Source organism: Bacillus hominis (assembly GCF_018332515.1).
Taxonomy (GTDB): Bacteria; Bacillota; Bacilli; order Bacillales; family Bacillaceae_G; genus Bacillus_A; species Bacillus_A hominis.
Genome location: NZ_BOQD01000390.1, coordinates 1 through 10093 on the forward strand (window position 1 = coordinate 1; position 10093 = coordinate 10093).

Here is a 10093-nt window from a genome sequence, read left to right on the forward strand (position 1 = left end):
AACAAAGTTCATTGTTAAATTTGTAAATACCTCCCCCTATTTTTTTACAATTACTTAAACATTAATCCATGTTAAACACTGTTTTCCTTTACAACATTTCGGTACAATACAACTACAACGATTTTAAATGAGGTGATGTTCATGTCTAAGCGCTATGAAAATATGGATAATGTAAGTACAAAAAAATCAATTCGCTCCTTCTTACGCTGGCGTAAAGAGAGAAAGCAAAACAAAAAAGATTTTTCTTTCCTAGTAGAACAATCACCAGTTAAACAAAGTGAATTTCTGCTAAATAACTTTGAAAAAACGACTGTCACATGGATTGGTCATTCAACTTTTCTCATTCAAACGAACGGCTTAAATATTTTAACAGATCCAGTATGGGCTAATAAATTAAAGTTAGTTCCACGACTTACTGAGCCAGGGCTCACTATAAAAGAACTACCTAAAATCGATATCGTTCTTATTTCACACGGTCATTACGATCATTTAGACTTTTCATCTCTTCGCCAACTAAACGATGATATTTTATACCTTGTTCCTATTGGGCTAAAAAAATTATTTACTCGTAAAAAATTCACCAATGTAGAAGAATACAACTGGTGGGAAAGTACAACAATTGATGAAGTCTCTTTTCACTTCGTACCTGCCCAGCACTGGACGAGAAGAACATTATTTGATATGAACACCTCTCACTGGGGAGGATGGATCATTGATAATATGACTTCTTCAGAAACCATTTATTTTTCTGGTGATAGTGGTTATTTCCAAGGATTTAAAGAGATCGGCAAACAGTTTTCAATCGATATTGCACTTATGCCAATTGGTGCCTATGAACCAGAATGGTTTATGAAAGTGTCTCACGTTTCACCAGAAGAAGCTGTGCAAGCCTATCTAGATATACAAGCTACACATTTCATTCCAATGCACTACGGTACTTTTGCTTTAGCAGATGAAACACCAAGAGAAGCAGTAACACGACTACGAAATAACTGGAATTTACGAATGCTACCGTGGGAACAACTACATGTTCTCTTTTTAGGCCAAACTTTCACTTATAGCCCTATTGTCCCAGATAAAGAACCAGTAAAAATCACAGAAACCTCTCATGTATAATAGAACTAATTTTTGCGAGTAATTTATCATATACTTTAAAAAATTGAAAAGGGTGTTTTCCATGAAAGATTATTTACAGACTCGCTATATAATTAGCTGTAGCGCCTGTATTGCCCTTCTCATTTCTTATTTTTTGTCCTGAAATGATAAAAAAGCTACTTGAAAATTCATTTCAAGTAGCTTTTTTATTACTCTGCTAAATACATAAAACCAATTGCTCCTGGTCCTGTATGAGTACTGATAACTGGTGTTGTATAGAAAATCTCTGATTGAGTGAATCCACTCACTTTTTCAACAGCAGCTTTTACACTTTCTGCTAAAGGAACTGCTTTTGCATGAGGAATCGCAACAGCCTTTACAACTTTCCCAGCTGTATCCTGCTCAAATAATTTTGTTAACGTCTTTACAATCTGTCCTTGACTACGAACTTTTGTCACTGGATTGTATGCTCCACCTTCCAGATTTGCAATTGGTTTGATGTTCAGTAAAGAACCGATAAATGCTTTCCCTTTACCGATACGTCCACCTTTCACTAAGTTCTCTAATGTATCTACGACTACGTATAAACGAGTATTTTTTCTCACTTCATCAATTCGATTTATAATATCTTCTAGTGAGCGCTCTTCTTTTGCCATTTTTGCAGCCTCAATTACTTGATATGCTAATGCATGGCTAATGAATTGAGAATCAACAACCGTTACTTTTGTGTCTGCCATTGATGCGGCACTATTTGCCGTTGCAACTGTACCACTCATTCCACCTGTCATATGAATGGAAAGTACTTCACTTCCATCTTCCCCTAACTTTTCATACATTTCTACAAATGTACCCATAGCTGGTTGTGATGTTTTTGGTAATTCTTCTGATTTCGCCATTTCTTCAATAAATTCATTTGGTTGTAAATCAACGCGATCTAAGTATGTTTGTCCATTCACAGAAATAGATAATGGTAAAACATGAATATCATACTTCTCAATCACTTCTTGAGATAAATCTGCCGTTGAATCTGTTACAATTTTAATTTTTTGCATATTATATTCTTCCCTTTCCAATACGCTCTCCCTGTTATTATACTAGCATTCCCGACGCTTTCAACAATTTCGGATAAATTTCACCAAATTAATTATATTTTTATACCTAAAATAAAAAAGACAGAGCCTACCTAACTCTGTCCTTGCTGTGTATTATGCATTCTTTTCAAGAGTATTTGTTTTATATACATTTGAATAATCATTCCACTTCAAACAACTTTGTAAATATTCACGGAAAGAGTACGAGAATCTTGGGTTTTTATGTTTTTGAATTTTTGCAATAAACAATTGAAGACGAGACTGAATTAGAAATGCTAATGGATGCTGTGTTTGTAGGACAGGGATTTCAAATATTTTAATACAATTCCCTGTTGCATGAGTGAAATAAAAACTTTTCGTAATCACAATATCAATCCTCTTTTTCGTTGGATTTTTGAACTTCCTCCACTTTATTCTTTAACACCTTTTTTAGTGTAGGTTTCCTATGAATACTAAAATATCCTTAAGCTGCCCCGCTTAGAAGTTACTACTTCATTTATATCCACCTAATTCGAATCCTGTCCTATATATACTTTCAGACGGGAGTCTTATTACCCATATATAGCTTGATAACTTCAGTATAAACTTATAAAAATGAAAAGTTTGTCTAAATTTTGGAGATTCTATAATTTTTTTCTTCTATATATTGTATACAATTATAGTTAGAGTATAACAAATAAATTAAAAAGTGCCTTTATAACGAGGCACTTTTCGACTGTATTTCTTCTTCTCTTTTCTGTTTTCGTTTACTAACTATCTTTGATAAAGCGATACTAATTTCATAAATACAAATAAGCGGTACCGCTACTAAACTATGTGATAAAAAATCTGGCGGCGATATACATGATGCAATTATAATCAACACGACATAAGCATATCTTCTTATTTTCTGAAGAAATTCTGCCGTTAGAAGACCTATACTCGTTAAAAACATAACAACTACAGGTAATTCAAATATAACAGCAAACGGAACTGTTAAATTTAATACGAAATGAAAATATTTTTCCGTTGTAAACATTGTATTAAACATCTCATTACCAATTGTAGTTAGGAAATGAAATAAAAATGGCATAACGATAAAATAACCGAAAGATAGGCCTGCTATAAATAATATAGACAATACCGGTATATACATTAATGTCATTTTTTGTTCATTGGGATGTAAACCTGGTTTTACAAATAACCAAATTTGTATCGCAGCAAAAGGAATTGTACAAACGATAGCAAATACTGTAGCAATCGAGAAAAAAATCCACAACACATCACTTGGACCGAGAACAGTTAATTTCATTGGTAAATCTTTTACAAGCCAAAAATAAATATCCTTCGTAAAAGTAAATCCAATAATTAAAAATAATACAAAGGATAATACTGTATATATTACTCGTTTGCGAAGCTCAACAATATGTTCTACTACGCTCATTTCCCGATCTTCCATCTCGTTCACCACACTTTATTTATCCATTCATAGAAAAAATTCATCATATTCTTTTATTTATTTTTTTCCTTCTCTTGAAATGCCTCATCAGTCAATTCTTTTGTTGATTTTTTAAATTCTTTTAACGTTTCCCCTAAAGCTTTCCCAATTTCCGGTAACTTTTTTGGGCCGAATAAAATTAACACTGCAACTAAAATTAAAATTAACCCTGGAAAGCCAATATTTGAAAACATTTCCCCATCCCCTTCATAAGTAGATTCCTTGTCCTACTATTCCATAATTTCATTTTGTCAAAAAATTCCGTAAACGTCAATGTATCCGTTGTCTTTTATCGAAAAAATTCAAAAATAAAATCAATTATACAAATATCATTTTCTATTCCTTTTGTATATGATATGGTTAAGGAAAATATAACTTATCTTAATACAGTGAAAGGGATTAACATTATGACGCAAAAAATTACAAGAATGACCCAATTTGTAAAAGAAGAAATTGCGAATGCAATTACCCATGGTATCGGTGCCATTTTAAGCATCCCTGCTTTAATCATATTAATTATTCATGCTTCCAAACATGGTACAGCATCTGCTGTTGTTGGCTTTACCGTTTATGGTGTAAGCATGTTCTTACTATACTTATTTTCTACACTGCTACATAGTATCCATCATCCAAAAGTAGAAAAGTTATTTACCATTTTGGATCACTCCGCCATATATTTATTAATTGCCGGCACGTATACACCATTTCTACTCATTACACTGCGTGGCCCGCTCGGTTGGACTTTACTCGCAATTATTTGGACCCTTGCGATTGGTGGCATTATTTTCAAAATCTTCTTTGTTCGTCGCTTTATTAAAACATCAACATTATGTTATATCATTATGGGTTGGCTCATCATCGTTGCCATTAAACCCCTTTATGAAAATTTAACCGGTCACGGCTTCTCACTACTATTAATAGGCGGCATTTTGTATTCTGTCGGAGCTATATTCTTCCTTTGGGAAAAGCTTCCCTTCAATCATGCCATTTGGCATCTCTTCGTACTAGGTGGTAGTACAATGATGTTTTTCTGCGTACTGTTTTATGTCTTACCCGCAGCATAAAAAAAGTTTCAGCTTGTATAAGCTGAAACTTTTTTTATTACGTATGTAATTGAGATGCAATAATATCTTTTGTATGCTGGGTTAACTCTTTAGCATCCATACTTGCATATTCTTCAGGTGTAATTGGCTTAGAAATTGTTAATGTTGCATGAGCTGGTTTCATACGATTTCCATTAGCCTCAAACATCTTATATGTACCATCTAAAGTTACTGGTAAGATAGCTACGCCAGATTTTACAGCAAGGTGAAAACTCCCTGCTTTAAATTCACCGATTTCGCCACCCTTACTTCTCGTTCCCTCTGGAAAAATTACGATAGAATGTCCGTTCTTTAACAGTTCAATTCCATCTTTAATTGCCTTAAGAGATTGACGGCGATCGCTACGGTCCATGAACACACAATTCATTAGTTCCATCCACGTTGGTACAACCGGAAACTTTTTAATTTCCGCTTTTGAAACGAATCCAATTGGCTTATTTAAGTAACCTAGTAAAACAGGAATATCCATATTACTTTGATGATTACTTACAACTAGCACCGGCTTGTCTTTCGGAACATTTTCAAGTCCTTTTACTTCTACAGTCGATCCAGTTACACGCACCATTTTCTTACCAAACCAGTTTGTTGTTTTATACACAACACTATCTTTTTCTTGCGGTGACATCGTACTTGCTTTTCTTTTTATACGCCACAATCTTGGTGTAATCGCAATTACGATTAAAATTAAATAAAAGATTTTAAAAAACGTTTGAATCATACAGAACCCCCACCTATTATCATTCCGACCTTCATTATACTAGACAAACGAAGGAAAAAGAAGAAAAAATGTCCAAATAACAAGTGTTTGGACATTTGGAAGTTTTCTATATTAGAAACGTTTTGCTAATTCGCGCGCATTTACAATTGCTGTTTCTTTAATGTCTTGTGCTTTTTCAGGATTTGCATTCATTCCTTCAACTGCAATATATTCAGTGTCTGATACACCCATGAATCCTAATACTGCATTTAAGTGATTGCGACCGAAGTCCATAGATGCGTATGCTCCTTCAGAGTAAACGCCGCCTGTAGCTTGAATATGAAGTGCTTTTTTGCCTTCTAGTAAGCCAACTGGACCATTTTCAGTATATTTGAATGTTTTACCTGCGATTGATAAGTTATCTAAGTATGCTTTCACTACTGCTGGGTAGCTGAAGTTCCACATTGGAGTCACGAATACATAACGATCTGCATGCATAAATGTTTCTAAGTTATTATTCATTGCTGCAACTTTTTGTTGCTGATTTTCACTTAAAGTTTCGAATCCTTCGCCTGCTGCAAATTTAGCCCAAGCAGCGAATACGTCTGCATCGATTGCTGGTACAGTTGTATTGAATAGATCAATTGTTACAACTTCGTCTTGTGGATGTTCGTTTTTATATGCTTCGATGAAAGCTTCCCCTACTGCCATACCGAAAGAACCTTCTGCTGAATTTGGATTTGCTGTAATAAATAGTACTTTTGTCATTGTATTCTCTCCCTTTTCCTAACTTATCTTTAATTCAAGATTTATAATTTGAAAGTAAATAACTTACCTTATGTAAGTATAATACAAAAAGTTTTAACTGGTGTCAATAAAAATAGCTACTTTTTTTTCGTAAGTTAATAAGTAATATTACTTTAATTAGTTTTTGTATATAAATATTAAGGTTTTAACCAAATAAAAAGACTACCTCCATATTTCATGGAGATAGTCTTCATCAATTACTACTTTTGAAAAACATGTTTCACTTTTTCAGCCGGAATATTACTTCCACCTCTACCTTTTACATCTTCAATCATCATTGTAATGACCATATCAGGTGAATTTAAATCAAACGCAGCGAACCAACCTAGTTCTTTTCCTTCTGCCTCTTTTGATACTTTTAATTCTGCTGTTCCTGTTTTACCAGCAAGAGTCATACCATCAATTTTCGCAATTTTCCCCGTACCATCTGGATCGTTAATTACTTTTGTTAAAGCCGTTTTCAATATATCTTGAGTTCCTTTAGAAATCACATTTTCTTTCCAGGCCTTTGGTTGTTTATCTGTTTTAATAAGATATGGCGACGGAATCGTTCCATCATTTACAATTGGTGCATACGTTAAAGCTAAATGAAGAGGAGTCATTAATACTTCTCCTTGTCCATATCCTGTATCTGCCATTTGAATATCATTTTTTATGCCATCATTTGCGATTTTAGAAACTGGGAATCCGTATTCAATTGGTAATTTCTCATCAAATCCGAATTTTTTCGCCTCAGTCATAAATTTATCTTTTCCAATTTTCAAAGCTTCTTGTGCGAAATAAATATTATCCGAGTATTTCATTGCCTTATCAAAATCAATCGGATTTGCATCTTTTACACGTGTTACGTAATAATTGCCCCAAGAAGAATCTTTCGTCCATTTCAGTCCTTCAATTTTCAATTCTTCTTTTGGATCGATTGTTTTTGTTTCAAGTCCAATTGCACCTGTAATCGGCTTAAATACAGAACCTGGAACCGATAATTGTGTAAATCGATTCGTCATCGGTTTTTTCGGATCATTATTCCAAGCTTCACGTTGTGCTTTTGATGTTCCTCGTGCAATTAAATTAGGATCATAAGCTGGACTACTTACAAGTGCAATCGTTTCCCCACTTTTCGGATTGATTGCTGCACTTGATCCAGCTTCTCCTTTCATTTCATTATAAATTTTTTCTTGAGTAGCACTATCGATAGTTAAAGTTACATTCTCTCCATCAACAGCATCTGTTTTCGCTAAATTTTTAATTTCTTTTCCTTGTGCATCTTCCATGAAGACACGGCCACCTTTTTTCCCACGTAGCTGTTCTTCCAATACTTGCTCTAAACCAGCTTTACCAACTGGATCATCAGCTTGATACCCTTTCTTTTGAAGCGTCTTTAAATCTTCAGCATTTACCTTTCCGATATAACCAGTTAAATGAGCTGCCGCTTCTCCTAATGGATATGTACGAACATTTACAGGTTTTGTTAAAACACCTGGTAAATCAATATACGTATTTTGAGTCGCCCCTTCAGGCAATATCCCAATCGGTACAAGGTAATTCGGTTTTACCCATTTAGCAGCTAGTTTTTGATCAATTTCTTCTACAGACATATTTAACAACTTCGCTACCGTTTCTTTCGTTTGGGGAGCAGCATCCCCTAATTTTTCTGGAATCATTCCGATTTCAGAAGCTTTACCATTCGTCGCAAGACCTTTTCCATTACGATCGTAAACTTCACCACGTTTTGGTTGTGTTGTCTGCATACGCACTTTACTATCTTTTGTCATGCCTGGGAAAATAAAATCAGGAGTCCAATCAACTTTCCAAGATTCTTTATCTCCATCTTTTTCTTTCACCATTTTTGCTTCATGGCCAAAAGAGATATTACCACCAACTGTATCCATACTTACTTTAAAAGGAACAGGGCCGTTCTCTTGCTTATCCTCTTTTACTTCGCCAGTCTCTACTTTTAAGTTTTTCACTTCTATACCTGCATAAATTTTTTCATATTTCTCTGTGAAATCTTTTTTAGAGATATTCTTTTTTGCATTTTCTGATAATTGATCATACATATCAGCAAATTTTTGCTTATTCCACGCTTTGGCATATGTATCAAACGCTTCTTGTGGTTTTTCTTCTTTGCCGCATCCGACTAGCATTAATGCAAAACAAAGAAAAAGAATCCCCCATATTTTTCTCAACCGATTCTCCTCCTTTTATTACACAACGTGCTTCTAAAGATTTTTTAGCATTTTGTACATGCTAGCTCTCATTATAGCACTACCGAATCACATCTATAAAGATATATCTAATAATACAAATAAAGAGGTTGATGTGAATATTCACATCGACCTCTTTCCTATTGTTGCTTCTCATATATATGGTAATAGTACGTATACGGATTTTTTTCATCCGTAACACCCTGCTCGACAAAAACTTCTTTCCAATCCGTCATATCCATTTCTGGAAAGAACGTATCTCCATCAAAGGCATGATGAATCTTTGTTATATATAATTTCTCCACATACGGTAAGAACAGATCATAAATTTGCGCCCCGCCAAAAATAAAGATTTCTTCTTCATTTTTACACAGTTCAAACACTTCTTCCACAGTATGAGCAACTTCGCAACCTTCTACATGATAATCACCGTTACGCGTTACAATAATATTACGTCTTCCTGGTAGTGGTCTACCGATCGCTTCGTAGTTCTTTCTTCCCATAATAAGCGGGTGACCCATAGTCGTTTTCTTCACGTATTGTAATTCACTTGGCAAATGCCATGGTAATTTATTATCTTTACCAATTACTCTATTTTCGTCCATTGCGACCATAAATGAAATAATCATTTTTTCATCTCCTCTACAATTATACTGCAACCGGTGCTTTAATTGCTGGGTGCGGATCATATCCTTCAATAGCTAAATCTTCCATTTCAAAATCAAACACAGATTTTACATCTGGATTTAATGTAAGTTTCGGGAATGGACGTGGCTCACGTGCCAACTGCTTTTCTACTTGTTCAAAATGATTTGTATAAATATGCGCATCACCAATTGTATGAACAAATTCTCCTACCTCAAGACCACATTCATGTGCAATTAAATGTGTTAGAAGTGAATAGCTTGCAATGTTAAATGGAATGCCAAGGAAAATATCACCGCTTCTTTGATATAACTGACAAGAAAGCTTTCCATCTGCTACATAAAATTGGAATAGCGTATGACAAGGCGGTAAAGCCATACTTGGTACATCTTCAGGATTCCAAGCAGAAACAATTAGGCGGCGTGAATCTGGTGTTTTCTTAATCATTTCAATTACATCTTTTAATTGATCAAGTGTCTCACCAGCTGTCGTTTTCCAAGCACGCCACTGCTTTCCGTATACATCTCCTAAATAACCATATTTATTTGAAAAATCATCATCTTCTAGAACATTCTTTTTAAACAATTCCATCTGCTCATCGTATTGCTTCTTAAATTCCTCATCTTGTTGAGAGCGAAGACCGAAATCTGTCATATCAGGACCATTATACTCGTCACTTTCTACCCAGCTCTTAAACGCCCATTCATTCCAAATATTATTATTATGTTGCAATAAATAACGAATATTTGTATCACCTTTCATAAACCAAAGCAGTTCACTTGCTACAAGGCGAAATGGGACTCTCTTTGTCGTTAATAAAGGAAATCCTTTACTTAGATCGAAACGCATTTGATATCCAAATACAGATACAGTACCAGTTCCCGTACGATCTTCTTTCTTCGTACCGTGCTCCATTACATGACGGCATAAATTTAAGTATTCATATTCAGCATGTTTCATATGTAGGAAAACCT

The 10093-nt window shown here is 34.5% G+C and carries 11 protein-coding genes; 2 read left to right on the forward strand and 9 right to left on the reverse strand.

What is annotated here, in order from left to right; all coding sequences use genetic code 11:
- Positions 1–141: 141 nt before the first annotated feature.
- Positions 142–1116 carry an MBL fold metallo-hydrolase gene (locus tag KI356_RS25390; RefSeq protein ID WP_128279906.1) on the forward strand — a complete coding sequence of 325 codons (975 nt, stop codon included), beginning with the start codon at positions 142–144 and terminating at the stop codon, positions 1114–1116.
- A gap of 188 nt (positions 1117–1304) precedes the next feature.
- On the opposite strand, the gene KI356_RS25395 is transcribed toward KI356_RS25390, so the two are convergent.
- From KI356_RS25395 to KI356_RS25410, 4 genes are all read right to left on the reverse strand, one after another.
- A complete protein-coding gene (locus KI356_RS25395) occupies positions 1305–2147 on the reverse strand; it encodes a DegV family protein (protein WP_212936822.1) in 843 nt (280 codons plus the stop codon).
- Positions 2148–2300: 153 nt separating this feature from the next.
- On the reverse strand, positions 2301–2552 hold the full coding sequence (locus tag KI356_RS25400; protein WP_002012715.1) for a DUF2535 family protein: 252 nt from the start codon (positions 2550–2552) through the stop codon (positions 2301–2303).
- 328 nt (positions 2553–2880) lie between these two features.
- Positions 2881–3624, reverse strand: a complete 744-nt coding sequence (gene tatC, locus KI356_RS25405; RefSeq protein ID WP_012260868.1) for a twin-arginine translocase subunit TatC — start codon at positions 3622–3624, stop codon at positions 2881–2883.
- A 53-nt stretch (positions 3625–3677) separates the two neighbouring features.
- Positions 3678–3857 carry a twin-arginine translocase TatA/TatE family subunit gene (locus tag KI356_RS25410; RefSeq protein ID WP_002012719.1) on the reverse strand — a complete coding sequence of 60 codons (180 nt, stop codon included), beginning with the start codon at positions 3855–3857 and terminating at the stop codon, positions 3678–3680.
- Between the two features lie 213 nt (positions 3858–4070).
- Here KI356_RS25410 and trhA point away from each other — a divergent pair, with 213 nt between their 5' ends.
- Positions 4071–4727, forward strand: a complete 657-nt coding sequence (gene trhA, locus KI356_RS25415; RefSeq protein ID WP_002118985.1) for a PAQR family membrane homeostasis protein TrhA — start codon at positions 4071–4073, stop codon at positions 4725–4727.
- Positions 4728–4764: 37 nt separating this feature from the next.
- On the opposite strand, the gene KI356_RS25420 is transcribed toward trhA, so the two are convergent.
- From KI356_RS25420 to KI356_RS25440, 5 genes are all read right to left on the reverse strand, one after another.
- Entirely contained in the window at positions 4765–5484 is a 720-nt protein-coding gene (locus tag KI356_RS25420) for a lysophospholipid acyltransferase family protein (RefSeq protein WP_212936823.1), read from the reverse strand.
- 111 nt (positions 5485–5595) lie between these two features.
- A complete protein-coding gene (locus KI356_RS25425) occupies positions 5596–6231 on the reverse strand; it encodes an FMN-dependent NADH-azoreductase (RefSeq protein WP_212936824.1) in 636 nt (211 codons plus the stop codon).
- Positions 6232–6470: 239 nt separating this feature from the next.
- Entirely contained in the window at positions 6471–8456 is a 1986-nt protein-coding gene (pbpC, locus tag KI356_RS25430; protein WP_128279902.1) for a penicillin-binding protein 3, read from the reverse strand.
- Positions 8457–8614: 158 nt separating this feature from the next.
- Positions 8615–9103: a dihydrofolate reductase gene (locus KI356_RS25435; RefSeq protein ID WP_128279901.1), complete on the reverse strand. Its 489-nt coding sequence runs from the start codon at positions 9101–9103 to the stop codon at positions 8615–8617.
- A 19-nt stretch (positions 9104–9122) separates the two neighbouring features.
- Positions 9123–10079 (reverse strand): thymidylate synthase, encoded by a 957-nt coding sequence (locus KI356_RS25440; RefSeq protein ID WP_212936825.1) that lies wholly within the window; start codon positions 10077–10079, stop codon positions 9123–9125.
- Between the last annotated feature and the right edge of the window lie 14 nt (positions 10080–10093).